The sequence below is a fragment of the Microlunatus sagamiharensis genome (genome assembly GCF_900105785.1).
Lineage (GTDB): Bacteria > Actinomycetota > Actinomycetes > Propionibacteriales > Propionibacteriaceae > Microlunatus > Microlunatus sagamiharensis.
Genome location: NZ_LT629799.1, coordinates 3,792,375 through 3,818,158 on the forward strand (window position 1 = coordinate 3,792,375; position 25,784 = coordinate 3,818,158).

At 72.8% G+C, this 25,784-nt stretch carries 23 protein-coding genes; 7 read left to right on the plus strand and 16 right to left on the minus strand.

The features are described 5' to 3' along the window. Nucleotides 1-187: 187 nt before the first annotated feature. The 6 genes from BLU42_RS17490 to BLU42_RS17515 all read right to left on the minus strand — a co-directional run bounded on the left by BLU42_RS17490 (nucleotide 188) and on the right by BLU42_RS17515 (nucleotide 8,107). Nucleotides 188-1,918: a stealth family protein gene (locus BLU42_RS17490; RefSeq protein WP_091077375.1), complete on the minus strand. Its 1,731-nt coding sequence runs from the start codon at nucleotides 1,916-1,918 to the stop codon at nucleotides 188-190. A gap of 145 nt (nucleotides 1,919-2,063) precedes the next feature. Beyond that, complete coding sequence (locus BLU42_RS17495; protein WP_091077379.1) at nucleotides 2,064-3,341, minus strand: peptidoglycan DD-metalloendopeptidase family protein; 1,278 nt, start codon at nucleotides 3,339-3,341, stop codon at nucleotides 2,064-2,066. Between the two features lie 170 nt (nucleotides 3,342-3,511). Next, nucleotides 3,512-4,495 (minus strand): UDP-glucuronic acid decarboxylase family protein, encoded by a 984-nt coding sequence (locus BLU42_RS17500; RefSeq protein WP_091077383.1) that lies wholly within the window; start codon nucleotides 4,493-4,495, stop codon nucleotides 3,512-3,514. A gap of 81 nt (nucleotides 4,496-4,576) precedes the next feature. Beyond that, nucleotides 4,577-6,022 (minus strand): hypothetical protein, encoded by a 1,446-nt coding sequence (locus BLU42_RS17505; protein WP_091077387.1) that lies wholly within the window; start codon nucleotides 6,020-6,022, stop codon nucleotides 4,577-4,579. Nucleotides 6,023-6,152: 130 nt separating this feature from the next. Then, nucleotides 6,153-7,664 carry an FAD-dependent oxidoreductase gene (locus BLU42_RS17510; protein ID WP_091077390.1) on the minus strand — a complete coding sequence of 504 codons (1,512 nt, stop codon included), beginning with the start codon at nucleotides 7,662-7,664 and terminating at the stop codon, nucleotides 6,153-6,155. Then, complete coding sequence (locus tag BLU42_RS17515) at nucleotides 7,661-8,107, minus strand: GtrA family protein (protein ID WP_091077394.1); 447 nt, start codon at nucleotides 8,105-8,107, stop codon at nucleotides 7,661-7,663. Before BLU42_RS17515 ends, BLU42_RS17510 begins: the two co-directional genes overlap by 4 nt. Before the next feature lie 114 nt (nucleotides 8,108-8,221). Between BLU42_RS17515 and BLU42_RS17520 the strand changes: the two genes are divergently transcribed. Then, nucleotides 8,222-8,893: a hypothetical protein gene (locus BLU42_RS17520; protein WP_197680495.1), complete on the plus strand. Its 672-nt coding sequence runs from the start codon at nucleotides 8,222-8,224 to the stop codon at nucleotides 8,891-8,893. Nucleotides 8,894-8,977: 84 nt separating this feature from the next. On the opposite strand, the gene BLU42_RS17525 is transcribed toward BLU42_RS17520, so the two are convergent. The 8 genes from BLU42_RS17525 to BLU42_RS17560 all read right to left on the minus strand — a co-directional run bounded on the left by BLU42_RS17525 (nucleotide 8,978) and on the right by BLU42_RS17560 (nucleotide 16,963). After that, entirely contained in the window at nucleotides 8,978-9,754 is a 777-nt protein-coding gene (locus BLU42_RS17525) for a 3-oxoacyl-ACP reductase (protein WP_172825820.1), read from the minus strand. A 30-nt stretch (nucleotides 9,755-9,784) separates the two neighbouring features. After that, nucleotides 9,785-11,155, minus strand: coding sequence for an aldehyde dehydrogenase family protein (locus BLU42_RS17530; protein WP_091077401.1), 1,371 nt, complete (start codon nucleotides 11,153-11,155; stop codon nucleotides 9,785-9,787). Between the two features lie 11 nt (nucleotides 11,156-11,166). Further along, the gene (locus BLU42_RS17535) at nucleotides 11,167-12,543 is read right to left on the minus strand and encodes a glutamine synthetase family protein (protein WP_091077405.1); all 1,377 of its coding nucleotides are present in this window, start codon (nucleotides 12,541-12,543) and stop codon (nucleotides 11,167-11,169) included. Between the two features lie 10 nt (nucleotides 12,544-12,553). Next, nucleotides 12,554-13,282 carry a FadR/GntR family transcriptional regulator gene (locus BLU42_RS17540; RefSeq protein ID WP_091077409.1) on the minus strand — a complete coding sequence of 243 codons (729 nt, stop codon included), beginning with the start codon at nucleotides 13,280-13,282 and terminating at the stop codon, nucleotides 12,554-12,556. Then, entirely contained in the window at nucleotides 13,279-14,850 is a 1,572-nt protein-coding gene (locus BLU42_RS17545) for an amino acid permease (protein WP_091077412.1), read from the minus strand. Before BLU42_RS17545 ends, BLU42_RS17540 begins: the two co-directional genes overlap by 4 nt. A gap of 120 nt (nucleotides 14,851-14,970) precedes the next feature. Beyond that, nucleotides 14,971-15,384 (minus strand): VOC family protein, encoded by a 414-nt coding sequence (locus BLU42_RS17550; protein ID WP_091077417.1) that lies wholly within the window; start codon nucleotides 15,382-15,384, stop codon nucleotides 14,971-14,973. Between the two features lie 96 nt (nucleotides 15,385-15,480). Next, nucleotides 15,481-16,260 (minus strand): helix-turn-helix domain-containing protein, encoded by a 780-nt coding sequence (locus BLU42_RS17555; RefSeq protein WP_091077421.1) that lies wholly within the window; start codon nucleotides 16,258-16,260, stop codon nucleotides 15,481-15,483. A gap of 145 nt (nucleotides 16,261-16,405) precedes the next feature. Beyond that, nucleotides 16,406-16,963, minus strand: coding sequence for a type 1 glutamine amidotransferase domain-containing protein (locus tag BLU42_RS17560; protein ID WP_091080859.1), 558 nt, complete (start codon nucleotides 16,961-16,963; stop codon nucleotides 16,406-16,408). A gap of 112 nt (nucleotides 16,964-17,075) precedes the next feature. Here BLU42_RS17560 and BLU42_RS17565 point away from each other — a divergent pair, with 112 nt between their 5' ends. The 5 genes from BLU42_RS17565 to nagB all read left to right on the plus strand — a co-directional run bounded on the left by BLU42_RS17565 (nucleotide 17,076) and on the right by nagB (nucleotide 22,647). Beyond that, on the plus strand, nucleotides 17,076-18,170 hold the full coding sequence (locus tag BLU42_RS17565) for a spore photoproduct lyase family protein (RefSeq protein ID WP_091077424.1): 1,095 nt from the start codon (nucleotides 17,076-17,078) through the stop codon (nucleotides 18,168-18,170). A gap of 145 nt (nucleotides 18,171-18,315) precedes the next feature. Further along, nucleotides 18,316-19,461, plus strand: a complete 1,146-nt coding sequence (locus tag BLU42_RS17570; protein WP_091077428.1) for an N-acetylglucosamine-6-phosphate deacetylase — start codon at nucleotides 18,316-18,318, stop codon at nucleotides 19,459-19,461. After that, nucleotides 19,458-20,423 carry an acyltransferase domain-containing protein gene (locus tag BLU42_RS17575; RefSeq protein WP_091077432.1) on the plus strand — a complete coding sequence of 322 codons (966 nt, stop codon included), beginning with the start codon at nucleotides 19,458-19,460 and terminating at the stop codon, nucleotides 20,421-20,423. The genes BLU42_RS17570 and BLU42_RS17575 overlap by 4 nt, the downstream gene beginning before the upstream one ends. Further along, nucleotides 20,420-21,853 carry a beta-N-acetylhexosaminidase gene (gene nagZ / locus BLU42_RS17580; protein ID WP_091077436.1) on the plus strand — a complete coding sequence of 478 codons (1,434 nt, stop codon included), beginning with the start codon at nucleotides 20,420-20,422 and terminating at the stop codon, nucleotides 21,851-21,853. The genes BLU42_RS17575 and nagZ overlap by 4 nt, the downstream gene beginning before the upstream one ends. A gap of 11 nt (nucleotides 21,854-21,864) precedes the next feature. After that, on the plus strand, nucleotides 21,865-22,647 hold the full coding sequence (gene nagB, locus BLU42_RS17585; RefSeq protein WP_091077439.1) for a glucosamine-6-phosphate deaminase: 783 nt from the start codon (nucleotides 21,865-21,867) through the stop codon (nucleotides 22,645-22,647). 13 nt (nucleotides 22,648-22,660) lie between these two features. On the opposite strand, the gene BLU42_RS17590 is transcribed toward nagB, so the two are convergent. Beyond that, complete coding sequence (locus tag BLU42_RS17590) at nucleotides 22,661-23,839, minus strand: ROK family transcriptional regulator (protein WP_091077443.1); 1,179 nt, start codon at nucleotides 23,837-23,839, stop codon at nucleotides 22,661-22,663. A gap of 13 nt (nucleotides 23,840-23,852) precedes the next feature. Beyond that, a complete protein-coding gene (locus tag BLU42_RS17595) occupies nucleotides 23,853-24,569 on the minus strand; it encodes a nucleoside/nucleotide kinase family protein (protein ID WP_091080862.1) in 717 nt (238 codons plus the stop codon). A gap of 107 nt (nucleotides 24,570-24,676) precedes the next feature. On the opposite strand from BLU42_RS17595, the gene BLU42_RS17600 reads away from it, so the two are divergent. Continuing rightward, nucleotides 24,677-25,783, plus strand: a complete 1,107-nt coding sequence (locus tag BLU42_RS17600; protein WP_197680496.1) for a substrate-binding domain-containing protein — start codon at nucleotides 24,677-24,679, stop codon at nucleotides 25,781-25,783. Nucleotide 25,784 lies beyond the last annotated feature (1 nt).

A 25,784-nucleotide genomic window follows, 5' to 3' on the forward strand; every position in this document is an offset into this window, starting at 1 on the left:
AAGGTCGACGTGCGGGCGCGTGGTGGGTAGCACGAGGACGGCCAGCGCCCTCACCCGTCGGACTCCCAGGGCGTCGCGGACGGCGGTGCCGGCACGCGTGCGGCCGAGCCTCAGCAGCGTGTCTCGGTACGTCATCGGGCGGCGAGCATGGCACGCCACGCGGCTCGGGCGGTCCCCGGTCCGGGACTCATCGTTCGAAGCTGCTCGGGAGCGGGAAGTACGACTCGAGGAAGCCCTGCACCAGCGTCGACTGGCTGTGCGTGTCCAGGGCGCTCGAGTCGTGGTCGTTCAGGCAGAAGACGTCGCGGTCGCGTCGGGCGAGGAGCTCGGCCAGCCGGTGGGGCGTGTCGGGCCGGGCGATGTCGGCGTAGAGGTAGCGGAGGGTCCCGGGCACGGAGCAGCCGACGAGGTAGCCGTAGGCCAGCCCGAGGGAGGCCGCGACGGACAGGTCGGACGGGCTTCGGAAGGTGGCGGAGGCGGTGACCTCCATCTCCTCGGGCAGCAGGGCCTCGAGCTCGTGCAGCACGGAGCGTCGTAGCGAGTAGGGGGCGTGCTGGAACTTGTGCAGCGTCGTGCGCCCGAACTCGGCCTGCAGCACGTCGCGGTTGTTCTTCGCCGCGCTGGTGATCGGCAGGTCGCCGGCGGTCAGCGGCCCGGAGCCGACCTTCACGCTGGAGAAGAAGATCTGCGACAGCCCGTTGGCCAGCACGAAGAGCGCCGGGTCGACGGGCCGCCCGAAGAAGATGTCGTCGTTGAGGTAGAGGAAGTTCTCCGACAACCCCTCGATGTGGTGCAGCTGGGACTCGATGGCGTGCGAGTTGAACGTCGGGAGCCGGCCGCGGTCCCTGAAGAGGTCCCGGTGGTCGACCACGTCGAGACGTGGGTTGGCCCGGTTCAACCACGGTGGCACCTGGTCGTCCGTCACCAGGAAGACCCGGCGCACCCAGGGCGCGTACATCTCCAGGGAACGCATGGAGTAGCGCAGCTCGTCGTGCGAGGTGTAACGCGAGTCGTTCGTCGCGAGGTCGTGAAGTGTCGCGTCGGTCTCACGCAGAGCCCGGTCCCGTCGGGCCCGCCAGCTCTCGTCGTCGCCGTCGACCCAGGTGTAGACGACGTCGACCGGGAGGTCGTGCTGCACGAGGTGCGGGCTCGCCAGCTCGGGGGCGACGGGCCTGGGGCGACGGTCCACGAGGCGTTCGACCACGGACGACGGCTCGACGGTCTCCGGGAGCGGGTCGAACGTCCGTTCCCCGACGAGGGTCTTCCGGTCGAGCGTCTCCCCGCTCTCGGTCAGCTCGTCCTCGCAGCCGACCTCGCGCCAGAACTGCACGTCGCACCCCATCTCGGCGCCGCTCAGGAAGGCGCCGGAACGGGTGGCGAGGACCTGGAACACCCTCAGTGCGTCGGCGAGCCGTGGTCTTCGAGCGCTGAGCGGACGTGACCGGGACAGCTCGTCCCCGCGTACCGCGGCGATCTGGGTCGCGCTGGCGCCGAGGTCGGCCGCGAGAGCGCGTACCGCGTGGTCGCGTTGGGACTCGGGCACGGCGATGACCCGCCGTCGGTGAGGGTCGGTCGAGACGAAGACGTGGTCGACGTCGTGTCGGACGAAGGCGTCGGCCACCCGCGCGGCCTGGTCGCCCCACACCTCGTCGCACCGGAAGGTGTCGACGACCAACGCCGGCACCGAGGTCCCCTCGGTCTTCACCGCCACGTAGGTCCGCCCCTCTGCGGCCGGCGGGAGGCTGGGCAGGATCAGTTGTCGGGCGACAGAGGCGCGGGCGTCGTGGAGCAGGCGCTGAGGTGGGCTCTGGCCCTGCGCGAGCAGGCGGGCATGGCGCACGAGGGCGGGAGGCGCGGCCCGGTCGAGCCGTCGCCTGACGACGGAGAGCAGGGCGGACTGAGGCAGGAGTGTGACCATTGAGCTTCCACCACCTCCGCGGGAGGCGTAGGGACCGGCGCCGGGGGTTCCGCGATGATAGGCGACGGATGCACCCGGGAGGTTGCTCAGGTGCGGGTGTCGGCCAAGATCGTCCGCCGGACTGGTACCGCTCCCGTGGCCAGGGTCAGCGCTTGACGGCGTGCGACGCCGACCAAGGACCGGTCCCCGCGGCGTTGGTGGCTCGCACCCGCACCTCGCAGGCCTTGGCCTTCCCCAGCCCGCCCAGGTTCACGTAGGTCGCCGAGCCCTTGAGCCTCGTCGTCTTCCAGGAGCCCAGCGCGTCGCTCCTGGTGCCGCAGCGTCGAGAGACCTCGTAGCGCGTCGTCGTGCCGCCGAAGGAGTCCGGTCGGCTCCATCCGTGGTGCAGGTAGCTCTTGGTCGTGCTGGTGGTCCGTTTCCACTGCAGGTAGCGCAGGCCGGGCGCCCCGGGTGGCGCGACCACCTCGTCGAGACGCGACCAGGCGCTCCACCCCTCACCCTGGTGCACCGCCGCCCGCACCCGGTACCGACGGTCGTCCTCGACGCCGTCGCGCAGGACCAGCCGGGTGGTGCTGGCCGGGACCGTCGCGGTCGTGAGGGTGCGCCAGCCCTTGAGCGTGGGGCGCCAGATCTGCAGGTCGACGGTCCAGCTCGTCGCAGGCGCCGGCGCGGTGAGCGAGACCGTCACGGCGCCAGCCGTGCGGACGGTGGTCGGTGCCGGCGCGGACGCCGTCGTGCTCCAGTCCGGGGTCACGCACGAGGAGTCGAGCGCCGGGCTCACCAGGCGCTTCCTCGGGTGGAGGCCCGGGTCGTTCCAGCTGTCGAACCCGAGGGCCTGCGGGAGCAGGAGCGCACCACCCGTGCCGCAGCCCCGCAGCGGGCCGAAGTCGACCCGCTCGCCGTACAACCCGCCGTGGCGGACCTCGAAGTGCAGGTAGTTCGTCGTGCACGGGGCGACGTCGCCGGAGTGGCCCATCGTGCCGACACGCGTGGCCGGGGTGACGAGCTGGCCCTCACGGACGGTGATCGTGTCGAGGTGGCGGTACTGGCTGACGACGCCGCCGCCGTGGTCGACCCAGACCCACCGGCCCCGGTCGACCTCGCTGGCGCTGCTGCAGCCGCCCTCGTCACCTCCGACGTGGGCCACGCCTGCCCCGGCGGCGTAGACGGGGGCGCCCCGCTCACCGAGCAGGTCGATGGCGTCGTACCCGTGGTCGCTGGCGGTGCCGCAACCGCTCTTCGCGCACCCGATCGTCGCCGGTGCGCGCAACGGGAACCAGAGGGGGTCGCTGTACGGGTGCGCTGCCTGCGTCGGGACGACGTCAGGGGCGGCCGAGGCCGCACCGGTCGGACCGACGAGGGGGACCCCCGCCGCAAGGACGGTGGTCGCGGCGACGAGCAGGGCGCGGAGGCGAGAGGGCACGGGGACTCCAGCTGAGACGGACCCCGAGGACGAACAACGCTCGGGCTCCGCTCTACGCGGAGGCCCGGTCGACTCGGATCTTGGCAGACCCGAGCCCGGAGGTGGGTCACGGCATGGAACTCTCGGTCGATCCTCAGGAACCGGTCGCGCGGGCCGGACGCGCTGCCGCCTCAGTCCTCGAGCTCGAGGACCTCACGGAAATGGCCGATCGTGGCCTTGAGGCCGACGTCGAGGTCGACGCTCGGCGACCAGTCGAGCAGCTCCCGGGCCCGGCCGATGTCGGGTCGGCGCCGGCAGGGGTCGTCGGTCGGGAGCGGTCGGTGCTCGATCCGGACGGGGTGGCCCACGAGGTCCGCCACCCGGTCCGCCAGCTCGGTGACCGTCAGCTCGACCGGGTTGCCCAGGTTGACAGGCCCGGCCACGTCGTCGTCGGCCTGCATCATCAGCACCAGACCCTCCACGAGGTCGTCGACGAAGCAGAACGAGCGCGTCTGGCTGCCGTCGCCGAACACCGTCACGGCTCGCCCGGTCAGGGCCTGGACCACGAAGCTCGACACGACGCGGCCGTCGTCGGCGCGCATCCGCGGGCCGTAAGTGTTGAAGATCCGGACCACCTTCGTGCGGGTGCCGTACGCGCGCCGGTGGTCGGTGAAGAGGCTCTCCGCGCAGCGCTTGCCCTCGTCGTAGCAGGCCCGTGGGCCGACCGGGTTGACGTTGCCCCAGTAGTCCTCGTGCTGGGGGTGGACCGCGGGGTCGCCGTACACCTCCGAGGTCGAGGCCAGCAGGACCTTCGCCCCGGTGCGTCGCGCCAGCTCGAGCATCGCGAGAGACCCGAGGACGATGGTCCGGGTGGTCCGCACCGGGTCACGCTGGTAGGCCACCGGTGAGGCCGGGCCGGCGAGGTGGTAGATCTCGTCGACCTCGACGTGCAGGGGGTCGACCACGTCCTGGGTCAGCAGGCTGAAGCGCGGGTGGTCGCGCAGCCCGGCCACGTTGGCGTACGCCCCGGAGCTGAAGTCGTCGACGCAGCTCACCTCGTGCCCGAGCTCCAGCAGCCGACGGACGAGGTGCGAGCCGATGAAGCCACCTCCGCCGGTGACGAGGACGCGTCGCGGCGGTCCGGTCGGTGCTGCTGACCTGGAGGTCGTCGACATCCGGCCAACCTAGCGACCTCGGGGCGTCGCGCTGCTCCAGCGACGCCGCCACGCACGGTGTGTCGTGCCCGCGGTGACGCCTCAGGACGGGCGCAGGACGTACACGTGGTAATCGCGCTCGCTCGCGACGACCGTGGACCGGTCTGTGGCTCCGACCTCGACGAGGTGCGGAGCGCTCGCCAGCGTGCTCGCGTCGAGCGGGTAGGAGAGGAGCAGGACGACCTCGCCCCCGCTGTCCCTGCCCAGCCGCGACGCGGCCTCGAGGACCTCGGGCTGGCTCGGCCGGCGCGTGCGGCGCTGGTCCCAGACCGCGAAGGTGCCCCAGCGCTCCTGCTTGACGTAGTAGACGGGGTGGTCGAGGTAGGCGGCCACCGCCGACGTCGCCGCGTCGGAGTCGGCGACGACCGGGCGGTTCCCCAACCCGGCACCGATGATCATCCGAGCGGCCGCGCGGGCGTTCGAGAAGGGGTGGCGCACGTCCTGGTAGCCGGCGACCGCGACGCCGGCGAGCTGGCCGACGACGACGACGTCGAGCAGCACCGCGGTCAGCACCCGGGTCGCGCGCGGCGCCGGCCGGCCGGTCGGCGTGCTCCTCGACAGCCAGAGGTGGACGAGGAAGACGAGGAGCACGTAGCCCTGGTGCCGGACGTTGCCGAAGTACTCGACCTTGAAGAAGGCGAGCAGCGTGGCTGTCGCCAGCACGTAGCTGAGCGCCACCAACGGCGTGCGGCGAAGTACGACGACCGCGGCCAGCAGCAGCGTGGCGGACAGCACCGTCATGACCGCGTCGTGCCCGCTCAGGACGTTGCTGTTCCAGAAGCCGACCACGCCGAGACGTGGCACCGGCACGAAGCTGCGCCACACGACGGTGAGCAGGGTCGAGAAGGGTGCTGGCGTGCCGGAGGGGAACAGCCAATCCGGCGGGGTGCGCAGCTGGAGCCAGGCCATGAGCAGGCCGAGGCCGACCACGACGGCCCCGCTGACGACGACGGGGAGCCGGAGGGTCGAGCGGTGGTGGAGCAGCAGGTCCGCCGCGAGCAGCAGGGCGAGGGACGGGACGAGCAGCACCGCCATGGGGTTGGTCTGGGCCATGAGGAGCAGGACCGCGGCCAGCGGCAGGCAGCTGCGGGTGCGGGTGCGCCACAGCACGCAGAAGCCGAAGGCGGCGAGCACGCCGAGGCTGTAGTTCCGGCTGATGACGGTGTACTCGTACAGCATCAGGTAGCCCAGCCCCAGCCCGAGCCGGTGGCGCCTGCGCAGGGGCGCGAAGCGCAGGAGCAGGTGGACCATGACCGCTCCGACGAGCAGGTGGACGACCTGCATGGTCGCCGGGCCGCCTGAGACGAGGCCGGCGAAGAAGAGGAGGAGGTGCCACAGGAGCGGGTGGCCCTCGTAGCGCGCGTTGTCCCACAGCTGGACGGGAGACCCGCTGGACCGCGCGATCAGCCACGCCTGCAGCTCGTCGCGCCACGGCTCGTGCGCGTGCAGCAGGAGGGCACCGGCGGCGGCGAAGACGAGCGTGCCCACGAGGGCGAAGCGGCCCTCGCCCCGCCGCCGGGCGAGGTCTGCGGGCCCGTGCGCCTCAGGGCCGGCCTCAGGCTGAGCTGCTGTCGCCGGTGAGGACGGTCCTCGCGCCATCCGTGCAGGTGGCACCGGACTAGACGCCGCGACCGGCGCCGGCCGAGGTCGCGCGGCCCGCCTCCTTCGCGTGGAGGTTGCCCGCCTCGAAGTACTCGCTCTCCGAGCCGACCTTCTCGATGTCGTACCGCCGGCCTTCGACGATGCTCTTGGCCGTGAGGATGCCCATCTCCAGGGAGTGGTCCTGGTTGTTGTAGCGGAAGCGCCCCGGCCGGCCGATGTAGTGCAGGTTCGTCAGGGAGTCGAGCCAGCCCTTCACCACCTCGAGGCGCCCGGTGTAGTCGAGGTCGTAGACGGGGTAGACGTTCCGCTGCCGCAAGAGGTGGTGCCGGCGCACCTCGTGGCGCTCGAGCAGGCCGAGGCCCTCGAAGTGGGAGAGCGTCAGCTCGAGCAGCGCGTCCTCGTCCGTCTCCCAGAGCTCGTCGCCCTCGGTGCAGAAGAACTCGATGAACAGCGAGGTCTTGCCCTCCGGCGAGAGGCGCGCGCTGAAGTTGCGCATCTCGCTGACCCGGGCGATGGGCGTCTCCCGGCTGGGGAAGTAGATCCACTGGTCGGTGGTGACCGAGGGCTTGTCGAGGGTCAGGAATAGGTAGACCTGGCTGCGGTAGGTCAGCCGGTCGTTCGCCGTCCGCACAGCCTGAGGCGCTTCCGGCTCGAGCAGCCGGACGAAGTCCTGCAGCGGGACCGACTCGACGAGGTTCTCCGGACGCACGAGCACCGGCCCATCGGGCGTCTGCAGCACGACCTCCGTGACCCTCGACCCGTCATGGCGCACCACGAGCGGCTCGGTGCTCAGCAGCACCTCGTGGCCCCTGGCCCGGATGCGCTCGACGATGGTGTCGTAGATCAGACCGGTCCCGAGCTCGGGGTAGTAGAAGCGGTCGACCAGCGACTTGGGCGTGCCCCCCGCTGCCGCGCCACGTCGGCGGAACGTCCGGCCGAGAGCCTCCCGCACCAGCGAGGTCAGGCTGAGCCCCTTGATGCGCTGTCCGGCCCAGTCGGGGTGGATGGTGCGCGCCGGGATGCCCCAGATCTTCTCGGTGTAGTTGATCATGTTGAACTCGCCGAGGGTCCGGCCGAAGTTCGCCACCACGTAGTCGTCGAAGGTGGTGAGCGGACGCCGCAGCAGGCCGTACGTGATCTTGGCCCGGACGTAGTCCACGAGGATCCGCACAGAGCGGGCCGGGCCGAGGTTGCGCAGCGCCTGGGCGGGGTTGACGGGGTAGTCGTAGAACTTGCCGTCGATCAGCTGCCGGGTCTGGCGGTCGACGACGATCCACTGCTCGTCGATCAGGTCCTCGATGAAGTCGTAGAGGTAGCGATTCTTGGAGAAGAAGCGGTGCGGCCCGTTGTCGGTGTGGAAGACGCTGCCGTCGTCCTCGACGAAGGTGTAGGTCCGTGCGAGCCCGCCCACGGTGTCCTGCTTCTCGACGACGAGGAAGTCCTCGCCGGCACGGGACAGCTCCATCGCGGCGGCCAGCCCGGCCGGGCCCGCCCCGATGATGAGCGTCTTGGTGGTGACGACCTTCATGTGTCCCCCTCGCCAGCGAGCACCCGTCCGGACCGGGGGCCCCGGCCGAACCACGCACGGTCCTCGGCGACGAAGACGACGTGCTTGTAGAGCAGGTAGTTCCAGACGGTGGTCAGGCAGGTCGCGGCCAGCTTGCCGACGAGGTAGCCCAGCCCGAGGCTGCGCGCAGCAGCGATGAGGCCGAGCCCGGTGCCGTAGTTCACCAGCACCAGGGCCGCGTAGAACGCCAGGTGGTGGCCGGTCGCCCGCACGAAGCCGAAGGTCCACAGCTTGTTGGCGGCGAAGTTCACGAGCAGCGACACCCAGAAGCCGGTCGTCGCCGCGACGTACACCCCGACGCCGCTCTGCGCGAGGCCTACCAGGAGCCCGTACTCGACCCCGACTGTCAGCAGTCCGACGACGACGTAGCGGAGCACCGCCGACCGGTTCCGCGGTCGCCTCACCCGCTGCCCACGCTCATCGCGACGAACCTAGTGCCGCCCGCCGGTCGGCCCGCGCAGCAACACCCCGGGAGGGGCGGTCCCGCGCAGCTGCCGTCCGCTGCCACGATGTGGCGCATGGACCGGCCGGAGGTGCAGCGGTCAGGGGCGCCGGGATGGGTGCGGACGGCGGTCCTGGCCGTCCCGCCGCTCGTCCTGGCGGCTGCCGGCGTCACCCACCCGATGGAGCTCACCCGAGCCACTGCGCACCACTGGCTGGTCGTGCACGTCGCGCTGGTGCCGGTGTTCCCGCTGCTCGCGGTCGCCGTCTGGGTCCTGCTCGCGCGCGACGACGGCGTCCTGGCCTGGCTCGCCCGCGGGTCGGCCTTCGTGTACGCGGCCTTCTACGGCGCCCTCGACGCGGTGAACGGCGTGGCCGCGGGCGTTCTGGTGGCGCAGACCCCCGTGGGTGAGGCGGCGGACCCGACCGCGGCCCTGCGTCCGGTGCTCCGGATCGGCAACCAACTCGGGTGGGTCGGCAGCAGCGCCTTCCTGGTCGCCGTCCTGCTCACCGTGACCGTGCTCCTGCGGCGCCCCGGCCGCCGCCCGTGGCTCGGCGCGGTCGTCGTCGTCGCCGCGTCGGTGTCCTTCCTCGACTCCCACGTCTACTGGCCGCGCGGCGTGGTGACCATGGTCCTGCTCGCCGCCGGGCTCGTCCTCCTCGAGCCGACGCGCGCCCGCCAGCCCGGCTGGAGCGGCCCCGTCCGACCCGTCGACGTCCGGAGCTTCCAGCGCCCGATCAGCCGTTGACGCCACGTCGGATCACCCCGGCTGCGCACTCCCGCACCCTCCCGAGGCCATGCGGTGCGGGAGCGCGCAGCCGCGCGGGGTCGCTCAGAGCGGCGTGACGTACGCCCCGCTGATGCCGCCGTCGACCAGGAAGGTGCTCGCGGTGACGAAGCTCGACTCGTCGGAGGCGAGCCACAGGACGGCGTTGGCGATCTCCTCCGGCTCGGCGAAGCGGCCCATCGGGACGTGGACCAGCCGCCGCGCCGCGCGCTCGGGGTCGGAGGCGAAGAGCTCCTGCAGCAGCGGGGTGTTCACCGGTCCCGGGCAGAGCGCGTTGACGCGGATGCCGTGGCGGGCGAACTCCACGCCGAGCTCGCGGCTCATCGACAGCACGCCGCCCTTGGAGGCGGAGTAGGAGATCTGCGAGGTGGCCGCACCCATCACCGCGACGAACGAGGCGGTGTTGATGATCGAGCCGCGCCCCTGCTCGGTCATGTGGCCGAGCGCGGCCTTGCAGCAGAGGTAGACCGAGGTCAGGTTGACCTCCTGCACCCGGCGCCAGGCGTCCAGGCCGGTGACGAGGATCGAGTCGTCGTCGGGCGGGGAGATGCCCGCGTTGTTGAAGGCGATGTCGACCGACCCGTACGTCTCCCTGGCCGCGCCGAACAGGGCGTCGACGTCCGCCGGGCTCGTCACGTCGGTGCGGACGAACAGCCCGCCCAGCTCCGCGGCGACCTCCGGGCCGCGCTCGGTATCCAGGTCACCGACGACCACGTGCGCGCCCTCGTCGGCCAGCCGCCGCGCCGACGCCAGTCCGATGCCGGAGCACCCGCCGGTGACGACCGCCGTACGGCCCTCGACGCGACCCTCTCGTTCCACCACTGCTCGTTCCTGTCTCTGGTTGTTCTGCGACTAGATCTGGCTGAAGAAGACGTTCTTGGTCTCGGTGAAGGCGTCCGCCGCCTCGGGCCCGAGCTCGCGGCCGAGGCCGGACTGCTTGAACCCGCCGAAGGGCGTCCAGTAGCGGACGGCCGAGTTGGAGTTGACGCTGAGGTTGCCGGCCTGGACGCCGCGCGCCACGCGGAGGGCGCGGCCGAGGTCGCGGGTGAAGATCGAGCCGGCCAGGCCGTAGTCGCTGTCGTTGGCCAGCGCGACCGCCTCGGCCTCGTCGTCGAAGCCGAGCACCGCGACCACCGGGCCGAAGACCTCCTCGCGCCAGACCGCCTGCTGGGTCGACTCGGCCAGCACGACCGTCGGCGGCACCCAGAAGCCGGCGCCGTCGGGCGCCGAGCCGGTGAAGGCGACGTCGACGCCGTCGAGGTAGCCCTGCACCCTCGAGCGCTGCCCGGCGGAGATCAGCGGGCCCATCTGGGTGTCCTCGAAGCGTGGGTCGTCCACGCGGAAGGCGTCGACCGCGGCCTGAAAGCGCTCGAGGAACTCGTCGCGCACGGAGTTCTGCACGAGGATCCGTGATCGCGCGCAGCAGTCCTGCCCGGCGTTGTCGAAGACCGCGCCCGGGGCCGCGGCCGCCGCGGCGGCCACGTCGGCGTCGGCGAAGACGACGTTGGCGCTCTTGCCGCCGAGCTCGAGCGTGCAGCGCTTGACCTGCTCCGCGCAGCCGGCGAGGACCTGCTTGCCGACCTTGGTCGATCCGGTGAAGGTCACCTTGCGCACGAGCGGGTGGGTGACGAACCGCTCCCCGACGACCGGCCCCCGTCCGGGCAGCACGGTGAAGACGCCCTCGGGCAGCCCGGCCTCGCGGGCGAGCTCGCCGAGGCGCACGGCGGACAGCGGCGTCAGCTCGGCGGGCTTGAGCACGACCGTGCAGCCCGCGGCGAGCGCCGGTGCGAAGCCCCACGAGGCGATGAGCATGGGGAAGTTCCAGGGGACGATGATCCCGACGACGCCGACCGGCTCGTGGAACGTCACGTCCACGCCGCCCGGCACCGGGATCTGCCGCCCAAGCAGCCGCTCCGGGGTCCCCGCGTAGTACTCGAGGACGCGCGCGACCTGGTCGGCCTCCCACCGGGCGTTGCCGACCGTGTGCCCGGCGTTGCTGATCTCGAGCTCGGCGAGCTCGTCGACGTGCGCCTCGACGACCCGGGCGAAGGCGCGCAGCAGCCGGGCGCGCTCGCCCGGCGCGACGTCGCGCCAGGCGGGGAACGCCGCGTGGGCGCGCTCGATCGCCGCGTCGGTCTCCTCCAGGCTGGCCAGGTCGACGGTGGTGATGACCTGCTCGGTCGCGGGGTCGACGACGTCCCAGCGGTCCTGCTGCGTGCTCACAGACTCGTTCCTCACATGCGTTCGAAGCTGCGGCGCAGCTCCCAGTCGGTCACGGCGGCGTCGAACGCGGTCAGCTCGACCTCGGCCATCCGCGTGTAGTGGTCGACGACGGCGTCGCCGAAGCAGGCGCGGGCCACGGCCGACGAGCTCCACGCGTCGCGGGCGTCGCGCAGGGTCCTCGGGACCTTCGGGAGGTCGCTGTCGTAGGCGTTGCCGACCAGCGCCGGCGGCAGCTCCAGCTGCTCGTCGATCCCGTGCAGCCCGCCCGCGATCATCGCCGCGATGGCCAGGTAGGGGTTCACGTCGCCGCCGGGGACGCGGTTCTCCAGCCGGGCGCTCTTCCCGTGGCCCACGAGGCGTACGGCGCAGGTGCGGTTGTCCTCGCCCCAGGCGATCGTCGTCGGCGCGAAGGAGCCGGCGGCGAAGCGCTTGTAGGAGTTGACGTTGGGCGCGTAGAGCAGCGTGAAGTCGGCCATCGTCGCGAGCAGGCCCGCGATGAAGTGCTCGTACTCCTTTGTCCGGCCGCCCTCGCTCCAGAAGGTCGTCGACCCGTCCGCCCCGCGCAGCGACAGGTGCACGTGGCACGACGAGCCCTCGCGCTCGTCGAACTTGGCCATGAAGGTCAGCGACTGGCCGTGGTTGGCCGCGATCTGCTTGGCCGCGGTCTTGTAGACCGCGTGGTTGTCGGCCGTGGTCAGCGCGTCGGCGTAGAGGAAGCCGATCTCGTGCTGGCCGAGGTTGCACTCGCCCTTCGCCGACTCGACGTCCATGCCCGCGGCGTACATCGCGTTGCGGATCTCGCGCAGCAGCGGCTCGGCCCGGCCGCCGCCGAGGATCGAGTAGTCGACGTTGTACTGGTTGACCGGCACGAGGTCGCGGTAGCCGGAGCGCCAGGCGTCCTCGTACGAGGTCTGGAACGCGATGAACTCCAGCTCGGTCCCGGCGAGGGCGACCAGCCCGCGCTCGGCGAGGCGGTCGAGCTGGGTGGTGAGCATCGTGCGCGGCGACTGCGGCACGGGGGAGTGGTCGAGCTGGACGAGGTCGCACTGCACCATCGCGGCGCCCGGCTCGTACGGCAGCCGGCGCAGCGTCGCGAGGTCGAGCGCGAACTCGAGGTCGCCGTAGCCGGACTCCCACGAGGTGAGGGCGTAGCCGTCGACGGTGTTCATGTCGACGTCGACGGCGAGGAGGTAGTTGCAGCCCTCGGTGCCCTGGCCCAGGACGTGGTCGAGGAAGTACGCGGCGTGCATGCGCTTGCCCTGCAGCCGCCCCTGCATGTCGGTGAGCGCGACGACGACGGTGTCGATGTCGCCGCGCGCGACCTCCGCCCGCAGCGCGTCGACGCTGAGGTAGCGGTCGTTCGGTGCCTGCCTGGTGGACGTGGTCATGCGGTTCCCCTCACCTGATCAACCCTCGCAGCAGCGCGGCCGTGTCGTCGCAGTGCTCCTCCATCGCCCGGCGCGCCGGCTCGGGCCGGCCCGCCTCGACCGCACCGACGATCGCCGCGTGCTGGGCGTTCGAGTGCTCGATGTTCACGCCCAGGACCGGGATGGACAGCAGCATCTCGTGCACCGCGGCCTGGACCTTCGTCACCGCCTCGACCAGCGAGGCGGAGCGGCTCAGCGTGGCCAGGACCAGGTGCAGCCGGGCGTCGGCCTGGCGGTGCTCCGCCGGACCGGCCGCCGTGCGCACGTCGTCGTGGGCGGCGTGCAGCGCGTCGAGGTCGGCGGTGGTCAGCGTCGTCGACGCCGCGACGAAGCAGGCGCCGGGCTCCACCACGCGGCGGAAGACCAGCGCGTCGAGCAGCTCGGGCCGTCGCGCCTCCGCGGCGGCGGGCTCGCTGCCGGGGACGGGCGGCTCGAGGTCGACCACGGTCCCGCCGCCGCGACCGCGCGTGGTCCGGACCATGCCGGCGGCGCGCAGCGCGCCGATCGCCTCGCGCACGGTCGCCCGGGACACCCCGAGCAGGCCGGCGAGCTCGCGCTCGGGCGGCAGCGTGCTCCCGTACGGGTAGACGCCGAGCCGGATCGCCGTGGCCAGCCGCTCGACGCAGCCCTCGAAGGCGTGGCGACCGGAGCCCCCGGACGGGGCGAGGAGGTCGTGACCCAGGTCGAGCAGGTCGCTCACCTGGTGCCCGGTGCCGAGCCGGTGCCGCTGGAGCTGTCCGCGGGCGGCTCGGCCTCGGCGACGGGCGGGCCGTTCATGAAGCGCTTCTTGCCGCTGACCTGCCAGCTGATGAGGGAGAAGGCCAGCACCACGAGCACCGCGACCGGCGCGTAGTTGAACGTGCTCACGTCGACCGGCGCGACCGGAGGCAGCACGAAGAGGATGCAGATGATCACGACCCAGACCACGGCGACCCAGCCGATCAGCCCGCTGAAGCGCCCGAGGTTCCACGGGCCGGGCGTGAAGTCGCGGTTCAGGCGGCGCAGCAGCACCGGGATCACGTAGGCGATGTAGAGCCCGATCACCGCGATCGAGGTGACCGCGAAGTACGCCGTCGAGCTGAACAGCGCGGGCGAGGCCAGGATCACCGAGAGCGTGACGCAGAGCCAGATCGAGTTCGTCGGGGTGCCGGTGCGCGGGTTGACCTTGGCCCAGATCCGCGAGCCGGGCAGCGCGTTGTCGCGGGAGAAGGCGTACGACATCCGCGAGTTGGCGGTGACCGAGGCCATCCCGCAGAAGAACTGGGCGACGCAGACGATGAACAGCAGGAACTTGGCCACGCCGGGGCTGCCGAGGGAGTCCAGGAAGATCTGCGCCGGCGGCAGCCCGGTGGCCGACTCCGACAGCTTGGCGAGGCCCTCCTCGCTGCGGTCGGTGATCGCCGCGGTGATCGAGTAGAGCAGGACGAAGCCGCCGATCACCGAGACCAGCACGCTGGTGACGATGCCGCGCGGGGCGGCGCGGGAGGCGTTCTTGGTCTCCTCGGCGACGTGGGCGGAGGCGTCGTAGCCGGTGTAGGTGTACTGCGCCATCAGCAGGCCCATGAGGAAGACGTAGGGCAGGAAGCTCCAGCCGGTCTCGTTGTGGAAGCCGGTGAGGGTCCACGAGACCGACTGGTGCTTCTCCGGGAGCGCCCACAGCGCCACGACGATGACCAGGACGCCGACGACGTGCCACCAGGCGGAGACGTTGGACAGCAGGCTGACCAGGTTGACGCCGAAGACGTTGAGCAGCGCGTGGACCAGGATGATCCCGAGGAAGAGCAGGAACGTGCGGCCCGGCGTGGCCTCGACGCCCCAGACGAGGTTCATGAAGGCCATCCACGTGGTGGCGCAGCCGAAGTCGATGGCCGCGGTGACCGCGACCTCGCCGAGGAAGTTGAACCACCCGGTGAACCAGGCCCACTCACGTCGGTTGCGCTTCGCCAGGCGCCCGGCCCAGAAGTACAGCCCGCCCGCGGTCGGGTAGCGCGAGCAGACCTCGGCCATCGCCGCGGCGACCGCGAGTACGAGGACCCCGACGATCAGCCAGCCGAGCACCAGCGTCGACGGGCCGCCCGAGCGGAGCGCGATGCCGTACGAGGTGATGCAGCCAGCCAGGATCGAGATGATCGAGAACGACACGGCGAAGTTCGAGAACCCCGACATCCCGCGGTGGAGCTCCTGGGTGTAGCCGAGCTCGGCCAGCGCCCTGGCGTCGTCGTCCATGGCCTCGTCGAGCCCGGCGTCGGCCTGCTTCTCACTGGTCATCCGCTGCTCCGTCTCGCGTCAGGTGGGCGAGCGAGATCCTGTCGGAGTCCGAGCGCTGGCGTCAATGGTCTGACCTCAGGCCTTTAAACACCGTCACGCGGCCGTCACCGACGGTGCCGGTCAGGCAGGTGGCGCCGGCTCCCCGCGGTAGCTGCCGAACGACCAGTGGTTGCCCTCGGGGTCGCGCATCGAGAACTCGCGGCCGCCGTAGCCGGGGTCGTTGAGCGGGCGGGTGATCCGGACGCCCGCCGCGGCGCTGACCCGGGCGTGCACCGTGTCGACGTCGTCGGTCACGACGTAGAGCGCGGCCGTCCCCGGCTGCGGCCCGTCGTCGTCGCGGTGGCTGCCGAGCATGATCGCTCCGCCCTCGGGCCAGTCGAGCTGGGCGTGCGCCACCAGGTCCCCGTCGGCGAAGACCGCCGTGCGCCGGAAGCCGACCACGTCGACCAGGAAGTCGATCAGGGCGGCCGCGTCCCGGGCGCGGAAGGCGGGCCAGACGCTGGGCGGACGGACGGGCTGGGTCTCCTCGGTCATGGCTCAAGCCTCGCCGTGGCGGCGGCCGCCGGCTTGGATGTTCCGGTGCTCCTCGGCCAGCCAGCCGGTGGGGTTCGTGCCCAGGTGCTCACGGAACTAGCGGCCGAGGTGCGACTGGTCGGCGTAGCCGTGAGCGGCCGCCAGCGCGGCGAGGTCTGTACGCCGTCCGGCCGCCACGACGCCGGCCAGGGCACGGCTCGTGGCGTCGAACCGCACCAGCCGGGCCACTCGCTGGGGCGGCTGGCCGACCTCACGGGCGAAGAGCGTGGTCAGGTGCCGGGGGCTGAGGGCGACGTGGCCCGCGAGCCCGTCGAGCCGGCGCCGACCGCCGCTGCACAGCAGCCAGCGCCACGCCTCCTCGAGCTCCGGGCGGGTCCCGGACGAGCGGGGCGCACGGTCCAGGCGGTCGCGGAGGTAGGTCTGCAGCAGCGCGAACCGCTCGGCCCAGGTCGGCGTCTCGGCGAGGCGCTGACGCAGGGCCTCGATCGACGGGCCCAGCACGTCGAGGCCCGTCACTCCGCGCCCGGCCAGCTCGACCGGGCCCGCCCCGAGCAGCCGTCGTGCGTGCAACGGGTGGACGGCGAGCTGCAGCCCGGCCTGCCGCCGCGGCATCCGGACCATCGCCGCCCGCGTGTGCAGCGGTGAGACCACGACGGCCTCGCGGCGCTCGGCCGACGTGCCCAGCCCTTCGGCGTCCTCGGACCAGGCGATGGGCTCGTCGAGGCTGAGGACGATCGTCAGCCAGGGTGACGGGACGCCGCGGTGCAGCCGCTCCTCGGGCTCCTCGCTCGTGTAGCCGACGGTGCTCGCGACCAGGCCGGGCAGCAGGTCGGCGCGGACGTGCGCCGGCGCCTCGGCTCCCGCGTCGTCGGCCACGGGACGATCCTGCCGCTGGCGCGGCCCGCTGTCAGCGCGTCCGGACCGGATCTGCTCGATCGCCGACCCGAGACCGGCGCGTCCACCCGTCGTCGAGCGTCGAGCCCGGGCGCACGCACGATCTCGGGTCGGCGAAAGAGCGGTCCTAGGCGGAGAGCTCCTTCACCAGCGCCTCGCCGAAGGCGGGGATGTCGTCGGGGTTGCGGCTGCTGATGAGCACCCAGCCGTTGGCGGGGCACCGGAAGACCTGCTCGTCCTTCCAGGTGCCGCCCGCGTTGGTGATGTCGGTCTTGAGCGAGGGCCAGCTCGCGAGCGTCTTGCCGCGCACGACGTCGGCCTCGATCAACGTCCACGGGCCGTGGCAGATCGCGCCGACGGGCTTGCCGCTGCCGGCGAAGGTCTTCACGAAGGCGACGGCGTCGTCCTCGAGGCGCAGCGCGTCGGGGTTGGTGGTGCCGCCCGGCAGCACCAGCAGGTCGTAGTCGGCCGGGTCGGCGTCGCCCACGGCGAGGTCGGCGTCGAACGTGTCGGCCTTCTCCACGTCGTTGTTGAACGCCTGGATCTCGCCCTTCTCGGGGGCGAGCAGGACGACCTTCGCCCCAGCCTTCGTCAGCGCGTCGCGCGGGCCGGTCAGCTCCGCCTGCTCGACGCCGGCGTTCGCCATCAGGAAGGCGACGGTGCGCCCGTTCAGCTCGTCGGCCATGGTCATGGTCCTCTCGTCCGGGGTGGTCTGTCGTGCACTACTCAACGTAGTAGGGCGCGAAACGTCGCTGCGGTGCGTCTCCGCAGGGCCCCGGCGGGTAACCCTGGGCACGATGACGAGCCCCACGACCACGAACGCCCGACGGGACCCGCAGCCGCTGCTCGACGTCACGCGGATCTACGCCGAGCCGGACGCGCTCGCCTCACCGCGCGGGCGGCAGGTGGCGGCCCGCTGGCCCGACGCCGAGGTCGTCGAGGTCGCGAGCCACTGGCGTATCCCCGAGCTGCACGGCGACGAGCACAACGTCCGTCGCTGGGTGCGCATCAAGCGCGAGGCGCTCGTGCTCGGGGTGCTCAAGACGGTGCGCACCCGGCCCAACGGCCGCTCGGCCGACTTCATCGCGCCGTCCACGAGCAACGGCTGCGCGATGGCCTGCGCCTACTGCTACGTCCCGCGGCACAAGGGCTACAGCAACCCGATCACGGTCTTCACCAACATCGACCAGATCACCGCGCACCTCGTGCGCCACGCGGCCAAGCAGGGCACCAAGCCCGAGCCCAACCAGTGCGACCCGACCGACTGGGTCTACGACCTCGGCGAGAACAGCGACTGCAGCGTCGACGCGATGATCAGCGACAACGTGGCCGACCTGATCGGCACCTTTCGCGACCTGCCGAACGCCAAGGCGTCCTTCGCGACCAAGTACGTGAACCGCGACCTGCTCGACCTCGACCCGCAGGGGCGTACGCGGGCCCGCTTCTCCCTCATGCCGGCGGACACGGCCAAGCTGCTCGACATCCGTACGAGCCCGATGGCCGAGCGGCTGGCCGCGCTCGACGACTTCGTTGAGGCGGGCTACGAGGTCCACGTGAACTTCTCGCCCGTCGTCGTCGAGGACGGCTGGCTCGCGCGCTGGGCCGACCTGCTCGACGCGCTCGGCGACGCGACGTCGGAGCGCACGAAGGCGCAGGTGGCCTGCGAGGTGATCTTCCTGACGCACAACGAGCAGCTGCACCAGGTCAACCTCGGCTGGCACCCCCAGGCCGAGGAGGTGCTGTGGCAGCCGCGACTGCAGGAGACGAAGCGCTCGCAGAACGGCCAGCTCAACGTCCGCTACGCGTGGCGGGCCAAGCAGGGCTACGTCGAGCAGCTCCTCGCCCTGATCGAGGAGCGCGCCCCCTGGTGCACCGTCCGGTACGCCTTCTGAGCCCTTCGACGAGCTCAGTGATCGTGGTCGGCTCCGCGACCTGCTCGCGAGCCACGCTGCCGGCGCCTGAGCCCAGCCACGATCTCTGAGCCGGTCGAAGGGCGGGGCCGCGCGGAGCGGTAGCCCCGCTCGTTAGCCTGAACCCGTGCCCGACGACGTCCACAGGTTCAGGGCCGCGCACGTCGTGACCCCGGACGGGGTCCTGGACGACGCGGTCGTCGAGGTCCGCGGCGAGCGGGTCGCCGCGGTGCACGCCAACGCCTGGGACGAGCGCGCCGAGCGCCTCGGCGGCTGGGTGGTCCCCGGCTTCGTCGACACCCACGTGCACGGCGGCGGCGGGCACGACTACGCCAGCGCCGACCCCGACGAGGTCCTCGCGGCCCGCGACTTCCACGCCCGCCACGGCACCACGACGACCTTCGCCAGCCTCGTGACCGCCTCGGTCGACGACCTGTGCGCGCAGCTCGACGTGCTGGCCGACCTCGTCGAGGACGGCCACCTCGCCGGCGCGCACCTCGAGGGGCCGTTCCTCTCCGCGCAGCAGCCGGGCGCCCACGAACCCTCCCTGCTCCGCGCCCCCGACCCCGAGTCGGTGGACCGGCTGGTCGAGGCCGGCCGTGGGTGCCTGCGGCTGGTCACCCTCGCCCCCGAGCTGCGCGGCGGGCTCGACGCCGTACGCCGGTTCGTCGCCGCCGGCGTCCACGTCGCCGTCGGCCACACCGCGGCCGACGACGCGATGCTCGTCCGGGCCCTCGAGGCCGGCGCCGACGTCGGCACGCACGTCTTCAACGCGATGTCGCCCATCCACCACCGCAAGTCGGGTCCCGTGCCGCGGCTGCTGACCGACCCGCACGTGGCGGCCGAGCTGATCGCCGACGGCTTCCACGTCGCCCCCGAGGTGCTGACCATGGCGCTGGGCGCAGCGGGCCCGGAGGGCGTCGTCCTCGTCACCGACGCGATGGTCGCGGCGGGCATGCCCGACGGCCCGTACACCCTCGGCAGCCTCGACGTGCAGGTCACCGACGGCCAGGCCCGCCTGGTCGGGGCCGACGGCGAGCCGGGAGCGATCGCGGGCTCGACGCTGACCACCGGCCGCGCCTTCGGCCTGGTCGCCTCGCTGACGCACGACCTGGCCGCCGCCGCGCGCGTCGCCTCGACGAACGCGGCCCGGCACTACGGGCTCGACGCCGGCACCGTCAGCGCCGGCGGGCCGGCCGACCTCTGCCTGGTCGACGACGCCGGTGCCCTGCAGCGCGTGATGCTCCGCGGGCGCTGGCTCGAGACCGCGTGAGCGAGCCCGAGCCGTTCGAGGGCGTGGCCGTGCCGGACGTCCGCGCGCAGCTGAGCGCGCCGGACCTGGCCGACCGGCTCGAGGAGCTGGGGTTCCGGGGGCCGGACGTGCCCGACGCGCTCGCCCTGGCCCGGTCCGTGCTCGACCGCCCGGACCATCTCGCCGTGGTCGAGGAGGCGGTGCGACGCCTGTCCGCGCACGTCGGCACCCTGCCGGCCCACGAGGGCGACGACGTCTGGGCCGGGCTCGACCTGCGTACGCACGACGAGCACGACGAGGGCGGCGGGCTGGCCGCGCTGGCCCTGCTCGCCTCTGCGCCGGCGCTCGCCGCCTTCCACGCCTCGCGCGGGGTGCCCGAGGACGTGTCCGCCGCGACGCTCGCCGACCTGGGGCAGCAGGTGTGGGTCCACCGCCTGGTCAGCGGGAGGTTCGGGCTCTACTCCTACGCCTGGGAGACCGGCTGGGTCTGGTCGGGCGCGCTCTACCGGCTCGGTCGGCTGCAGTTCTCGCTCGAGGAGGGCACCCGGGTCGACGGCGGCGGCCGCGAGCTCGTGTGCTCCACCCACATCCCGCGCGGCGACGGCCTGCGCCCGGCCGACGTCGACGCCTCCCTGGCGCGCGCCCTGCCCTTCTTCGCCCGGCACTTCCCGGAGGCCGGCCCGCTCGAGGTGCACTGCCTGAGCTGGATGCTCGACCCGCGCCTGCCCGAGCTCCTGCCCGGGACCAACGTGGCGCACTTCCAGCAGCGTTGGCAGGTGTACGGCGAGGAGCGCGACGCCGACGAGGACGCGCTCTTCTTCGGCTTCGCCCGGCGTGGGCGGCCCGACCCGGCCGAGCTCGAGGCGACCACCTCGCTGCAGCGCGCGATCCTGTCGGTCTGGCGCGCGGGCGGCCACTGGCGCCTGGGCGAGGGCCGGCTGGCGGCCGGGCCCGGGGGAGAGCCCGAGAGAGAGGACGCGTGAGCGTGGAGGTCCTGCCCACCCTGCTGCCCGGCTTCTCGGGCACCGAGCTCCCGGACTGGCTGTGCGCGCGGCTGCGGGCCGGGCTCGGCGGCGTCTGCCTCTTCGCCCGCAACATCGCGGGCCACGACCAGCTCGCCGCCCTGACCGCCGAGATCCGCGCGGCGAACCCGGACGCGGTCGTCGCGCTCGACGAGGAGGGCGGCGACGTCACCCGGCTCTTCGCCGACGCCGGCTCGCCCTTCCCCGGCAACGCCGTCCTCGGGCGGATCGACGACCTCGACCTGACCCGCGCGGTCGCGGCCGAGGTGGGCTGGGCGCTGCGGCGCACGGGCTGCACCATGACCTTCGCCCCGGACGTCGACGTGAACAGCAACCCTGACAACCCCGTGATCGGCGTCCGCAGTCTCGGCCCGCACGCCGACCTCGTCGCCCGGCACGGCGTCGCCTGGGTCGAGGGCCTCCAGGCCACCGGCGTCGACGGCTGCGCCAAGCACTTCCCGGGCCACGGCGACACGGGCACGGACAGCCACCTCGCGCTCCCCGTCGTCGACCGGTCCCTGGCTGAACTGCGGGAGCGCGAGCTCGTGCCGTTCGTCGCCGCGGCCCGCGCCGGCGTCCGGGCGGTCATGACGTCGCACATCCTGCTGCCGCAGGTCGACCTCGACGAGCCCGCGACGTTCAGCCGCCGCGTCCTCATCGGGCTGCTCCGCGAGGAGCTGGGCTTCGACGGCGTCGTGGTCACCGACGCGCTCGACATGGCCGGCGCGGCGAGCCCGGGCGGCCTGCCCGAGAGCGCCGTGCGCGCGCTCGCGGCGGGCTGCGACCTGCTCTGCCTCGGCAACGACAACACCGCCGAGCAGGTCGACGCCATCGTGGCGGGCGTGGAGGCCGCCGTCGCCGACGGCCGTCTGGACGAGGAGCGGCTGGCCGAGGCCGTGCGCCGGGTCACGGGCCTCGCGCAGGACCGCCCGTCACCCGAGGTCCCGGCGAGGTCGACCGAGGCGGCGCTGGCGGACCTCCTGACCGACGAGGCGGTCTCTGCGACCTTCGACCTCGCCCCGCGGGCGCTCGACTGGTGCCGCCGGGCGCGGGACGGGTTGGTCGCCGTGCGCCTCGAGGACACCCCGAACATCGCCGTCGGGGTCGTCCCCTGGGGACCCGACCTCGCCGACGTGCCGACGCTGGTGCTGCACCCCGACGACCCGCTCGACCTCGCCGGACTGCCCGACCTCCCGGTGCTGGTCCTCGGGCGTGACGTGCACCGGCACCCGTGGGCGCGCGAGGTGGTCGACGTCCTGTGCCGCGAGCGCGACACGCTCGTCGCCGAGCTGGGCTGGCCCGCGCCCGACCGCGCGTACGCCGACGTCGCGACCTACGGCGCCTCCCGGCCGGTCGGAGCCGCGCTGCTGGCTCGGCTCCGCCTCCACTAGGGTCAACAGCGATGGAGATCGTGATCTTGCCCTCGGCCACCGAGGTCGGCGCGCTGGCGGCGCGCAAGATCGTCCGCCTCGTGCGCGAGAAGCCCGACGCGGTGCTCGGCCTGGCCACCGGGTCCTCCCCGCTGGCCATCTACGCGGCCCTCGCCGAGCACGTGCGTGACGGTTCGCTGGACGTGACCGGGGTGAGCGCCTTCGCCCTCGACGAGTACGTCGGCATCCCGGCCGAGCACCCCGAGTCGTACGCGGCCGTCATCCACCGCGAGGTGACCGCGCCGCTGCACCTCGACCCCGACCGGGTGCAGGTGCCGGACGGCCGGGCCCCCGACCTGGAGGCCGCGGGGGAGCGCTACGAGGACGCGATCCGCGCCGCGGGCGGTGTCGACCTGCAGATCCTGGGCATCGGCGCGAACGGCCACGTGGGGTTCAACGAGCCCACCTCGTCCTTCGCCTCGCGGACCCGGATCAAGACCCTCACCGAGCGCACGCGCTCGGACAACGCGCGGTTCTTCGACCGCCCCGACGAGGTGCCGACCCACTGCCTGACGCAGGGCCTCGGGACGATCATGGACGCGCGCGAGCTGCTGCTCGTCGCGCAGGGATCGGGCAAGGCGGCGGCCGTGGCCGCCGCCGTCGAGGGACCGGTGACCAGCATGTGCCCGGCCTCGATCCTGCAGCACCACCGGCGCGCGACGATCATGGTCGACGAGGACGCGGCGGCGGGGCTCACGCTCGGCGACTACTACCGCTGGACGTACGCGAACAAGCCGGCCTGGCAGCAGTTCTAGGCGGGCGCGACCCTCACCCCAGGGCCCGTAGCCGGTCGTTGACCACGTCCGGGCGCAGCGTGCGGGCGGCGGCGAGCAGGGCCGCGCCGGTGGCGCCGCTGCGCTCGTCGTGGCGGCCCTCGACGATGCGCAGGTCGTTCGTGGCCAGCGGCAGCGAGTGGGAGTAGACCGAGGCGCGCACGCCCGTGAGCAGGTGCGGGCCGGCGCCGCTGAGGCTGCCGCCCACGACGACGACCGCGGGGTTGAGCAGGTTGACCGCGTACGCGATCGCCTGCCCGAGGGAGCGGCCCGCGGCGCGGAGCAGCGCGACCGCCTCCGGGTCGCCGGCCCGCACGAGGTCCATCGCGTCGCGCGTCGTGCTCACGTCCACCCCGTCTCGGCGGAGGTCGCGCACGATGCTCCAGCCCGCGGCCAGCGCCTCCACGCAGCCCCGCGCGCCGCAGCGGCACAGGGGCCCGTCCTCGGGCCGCAGCCGGAGGTGGCCGATGTCGCCCGCCGCCCCGTGCGTGCCGCGGAAGAGCTGGCCGGCGCTGATGATCGCGCTGCCGATGCCCGTGCCCGCCTTGACGAAGAGCACGTCGTCGTAGTCGCGCCAGGCCTGCCGGTGCTCGGCGAAGCCCAGCACGTTCACGTCGTTCTCCACGACGACCGGGACGTCGAGCTCGGCGCGGATGAGGGCCTCGATCGGACGCCCCTCCCAGCCGGCCATCACCGAGGGCGAGGCGACCTGGTTCGTCGCGCGGTCGACCGGTGCGGGCACCGAGAGGCCGACGCCGAGCAGGTCGCGGGTCGAGCGCCCGGTCTCCTCGAGCAGGGCGGCGCCGGTCCGGGTGACCCAGCCGAGGACGGTGCCCGCCCCGGCGGTGACGGGCAGCTCGGTCAGCCGCTCGGCGACGACGACGCCCGTGAGGTCGGTGAGGAGCAGGCGGACGTGGTCCTCGCCGACGTCGGCGCCCAGGACGGCGTAGCGGTCGCGGTCGAGGTCGAGCACCCGCGAGGGACGCCCTCCCGAGGGCGCGGCGTTGGCCCCCTCGTGGATCAGGCCGGCGCGGAAGAGGACCTCGAGCCGCTCGGCCAGGGTCGGGCGGGACATGCCGGTCGCCCGCGCGAGCGAGCTCCGCGTACGGGCCTCGCCGGACGCGATCAGGCCGAGCACCTCGCCGGCGCTGACCCCGACGCTCAGCGCCGCCATGCCGCCACCGGTCTCACGACGTGATGATCGTCGACGTCAGGCGCAGGACCGCGTCGGCGCGCCCGCGGGTGGTGGCGACGAGCTCGGCGTTGCGGCCGTCGCTGCCGACCGTGCGCGCGTACGCCTCCTCCGGGCTCCGCCCGAAGCGCTCGTGCCGCGCGACGAGCCGGTCGACGCGGACGTCCTCGCCGGGCTCGAGGAACCAGCACTCGTCGAGCAGGTCGCGGACGCGGGCCCAGTCGCCGTCGGTGGCCAGCAGGTAGTTGCCCTCGGTGACGACGAGCGGGATCTCGGCGGGGACGGGCTGCGCCGACCCGATGGACTCCTCGAGGCCGCGGTCGAAGACGGGGGCGTAGACGACGGCGTCGGTGCGGGCCCGCAGCCGCTCGAGCAGGTGGACGTAGCCGGCGGAGTCGAAGGTGTCGATCGCGCCCTTGCGCTCGCGCCGCCCGAGCCGGGTGAGCTCGTCGTCGCGCAGGTGGAAGCCGTCCATCCCGACCAGCACGGCCTGGCCCGGCGGCAGCGCGGCGACCACGGCCTCGGCGAGCGTGGACTTGCCGGCGCCCGGGGCCCCGGTGATGCCCAGGAAGGAGCGCCGGCCCTCGACCAGCAGCCCCCGGGCGCGCTCGACCAGGACCTCGACCGTGCAGCTCTCGGCGGCGCGCGCCTCGGCTCGGAGCGCCTCGTCCCCGGGAGCCTCAGCGGCCGGGGAAGCGGGGGTTGCGGACATCCGGACCATCCTCTCGTCCAAATCGTTACGCCAGGTGCTGGACGTATGGGGGTCAACTTAGGTAAGAATACCGGCAAAAGCCACCAGGAGGATCAATGCACCGTCGCTTGTCTCCCGTCCGCCGCGGGCTCGCCCCGCTCGCCCTGCTCGCCACCGGCGTGCTCGCCCTGACCGCCTGCGGCGGCTCGTCGGCCGCCCCCGGCGCCGACGGCAGCGCCGGCTCCGGCGGCGACAAGCCCGTCGCCGTCACGCTGATCACCAAGGACTCGATCAACCCGTTCTGGATCGCCATGCAGAACGGCGCCAAGGAGTCGTCCTCGAAGAACAACGTCGACCTCACCATCGCCGCGGGCAAGGAGGACGGCGACGAGGACGGCCAGGTCGAGGCCATCGAGGCCGCCGTGTCGCGCGGCGACCAGGGCATCCTGATCACGCCCAACGGTCCCGGCGTCAACACCGCGATCGAGAACGCGCGCAAGCAGGGCCTCTACGTGATCGCGCTCGACACCCCGCCCGAGCCCGCGGACGTCGTCGACATCACCTTCGCCACCGACAACTTCACGGCGGGCGAGGAGATCGGCAAGTGGGCCGCGGCCCAGATGGACGGCAAGAAGGCCACGATCGCGCTGCTCGACGCCTTCAACGACAAGATCATCTCCGTCGACTACAACCGGGACCAGGGCTTCCTGACCGGCATGGGGATCGACACCAAGGACAAGACCAAGAACGGCGACGAGGACAAGACGGGCACCTACACCGGCGGCAAGGGCGGCGACTACGAGATCGTCTGCAACGAGCCGACCAAGGGCGCGCAGGACGGCGGCAAGTCGGCCATGGAGGCCTGCCTGTCGAAGAACTCCGACATCAACCTGGTCTACACGCTGAACGAGCCGGGTGCGGCCGGTGCCGCGGACGCGCTCAAGGCCGCGGGCAAGAGCGGCGTGACCATCGTCTCGGTCGACGGCGGCTGCCAGGGCGTCGAGAACGTCAAGAACGGCACCATCGGCGCCACCTCGCAGCAGTACCCGCTCAAGATGGCCGAGCTCGGCGTCGACGCGATCGCCAAGATCGCCCGCGGCGGCGAGAAGCCGGCCGTGACCCCGGGCCTCGACTTCTACGACACCGGCGTCAAGCTCGTCACCGACAAGCCGGTCGACGGTCTCGACAGCATCGACACCACCGAGGGCCTGAACCTCTGCTGGGGCGAGAAGTAGC

Excerpts from the sequence above, each read along its gene's own strand:
- BLU42_RS17510 (WP_091077390.1), bottom strand. The coding sequence starts at position 7,664 with ATGAAGGTCGTCACCACCAAGACGCTCATCATCGGGGCGGGCCCGGCC.
- BLU42_RS17565 (WP_091077424.1), top strand. The coding sequence starts at position 17,076 with ATGACGAGCCCCACGACCACGAACGCCCGACGGGACCCGCAGCCGCTG.
- BLU42_RS17535 (WP_091077405.1), bottom strand. The coding sequence starts at position 12,543 with ATGACCACGTCCACCAGGCAGGCACCGAACGACCGCTACCTCAGCGTC.
- BLU42_RS17560 (WP_091080859.1), bottom strand. The coding sequence starts at position 16,963 with ATGGCCGACGAGCTGAACGGGCGCACCGTCGCCTTCCTGATGGCGAAC.
- BLU42_RS17500 (WP_091077383.1), bottom strand. The coding sequence starts at position 4,495 with ATGTCGACGACCTCCAGGTCAGCAGCACCGACCGGACCGCCGCGACGC.
- BLU42_RS17520 (WP_197680495.1), top strand. The coding sequence starts at position 8,222 with ATGGACCGGCCGGAGGTGCAGCGGTCAGGGGCGCCGGGATGGGTGCGG.
- BLU42_RS17595 (WP_091080862.1), bottom strand. The coding sequence starts at position 24,569 with ATGTCCGCAACCCCCGCTTCCCCGGCCGCTGAGGCTCCCGGGGACGAG.
- nagB (WP_091077439.1), top strand. The coding sequence starts at position 21,865 with ATGGAGATCGTGATCTTGCCCTCGGCCACCGAGGTCGGCGCGCTGGCG.
- BLU42_RS17590 (WP_091077443.1), bottom strand. The coding sequence starts at position 23,839 with ATGGCGGCGCTGAGCGTCGGGGTCAGCGCCGGCGAGGTGCTCGGCCTG.
- BLU42_RS17550 (WP_091077417.1), bottom strand. The coding sequence starts at position 15,384 with ATGACCGAGGAGACCCAGCCCGTCCGTCCGCCCAGCGTCTGGCCCGCC.
- BLU42_RS17490 (WP_091077375.1), bottom strand. The coding sequence starts at position 1,918 with ATGGTCACACTCCTGCCTCAGTCCGCCCTGCTCTCCGTCGTCAGGCGA.
- BLU42_RS17545 (WP_091077412.1), bottom strand. The coding sequence starts at position 14,850 with ATGACCAGTGAGAAGCAGGCCGACGCCGGGCTCGACGAGGCCATGGAC.